The sequence below is a fragment of the Centipeda sp. (in: firmicutes) genome, from assembly GCF_057271695.1.
In genome coordinates this window covers 1-1012 of sequence record NZ_DBHIVL010000159.1, presented here as the reverse complement: position 1 = coordinate 1012, position 1012 = coordinate 1, and the positions used below count along the sequence as shown (strand labels likewise).

The window sequence follows — 1012 nt, the reverse complement described above, 5'->3', positions numbered from 1 at the left end:
ATGAGGCCTCCTAAGGCGAGGAGCTATTTAAATAACCTTTAAACACCATTTAAAAATGAAAGAAACCACAATAAAACCCCATCAAATTCGTATCCTCCAAACCCTTTTAGGCAAACGCTTTAAGGACAGAGAAGCCCGCCTACACTTTGTATGCAGCTTTGTAGGGCGAGAGCTCCCCAGTACCAAAAACCTAACAGAAGACGAGTTTTTCGCTATAGCCCAGCACCTTGGTTACCACTTTGAAATGCACGCCTATTTCGATGCCCAAAACAAGCAACACCTAAAGCTATTATCCCTATGCCACGAACTCGGCTGGCGCGACGAAGCCAACCCCAAGTACGCCGACATCGCTCGTCTTGGCAAATGGTTTTGTAGTAGCAAAAACCCCTTCAAAAAAAGCCTGCAAAACCTCACTCCCAGTGAAGTAGGCAAAGTAAACAACATCTTTGAAAAAATGCTCACCCAACGCTATGAAAGAAGTTAGAAAATTAGCCAATGAGAAAATTAGCAAATTAATTGCCTGTGCGGCTCGCACTTGTTCTCACAAGCATAAAGAGCTCCGCACCCTTGCCCACTACGTTACAGTAGAAGTAACCGCCTTATTCTGCAAAGACTGTGGCAAGCAATTAACAAAAGAAGAGTGGAATGTATAACAATTTAAACACAAAATACAATGGAAATAGACGATTATGATATAAGTTACTCCTCAATATGCGATAGGATTAATGGAAACCCTCAAGCAGCAAAAAAAGAGCTATTGCGTTTGTGCAATATGACCATAAAAGCAGAAGAAAAAGTTAAAAAATTAGAAGAGGAACTAAGTAAGGCAAAAACTGATGTAAGATTTTTTAAAAAAGGCATATACAACACCTTTCATTACTTCCGCAACCAAATTGGCAAACTACCCTCCTCTGTTATCCTCCGTGAAGGAAAGACGATATACGTCATTAAGTACTTCGATGATGATAACATTACAATAAATGTTGAAAAGGAAAGTTTTTAATTACTAAAA

At 39.5% G+C, this 1012-nt stretch carries 2 protein-coding genes; both read left to right on the top strand.

Annotation, left to right across the window (positions count from 1 at the left end; genetic code table 11):
* Positions 1 to 55 precede the first annotated feature (55 nt).
* Entirely contained in the window at positions 56 to 484 is a 429-nt protein-coding gene (locus ACO6BQ_RS12655) for a hypothetical protein (protein ID WP_489121522.1), read from the top strand.
* A gap of 189 nt (positions 485 to 673) precedes the next feature.
* The gene (locus ACO6BQ_RS12650; RefSeq protein ID WP_489121520.1) at positions 674 to 1003 is read left to right on the top strand and encodes a hypothetical protein; all 330 of its coding nucleotides are present in this window, start codon (positions 674 to 676) and stop codon (positions 1001 to 1003) included.
* The last annotated feature ends 9 nt before the right edge of the window (positions 1004 to 1012 follow it).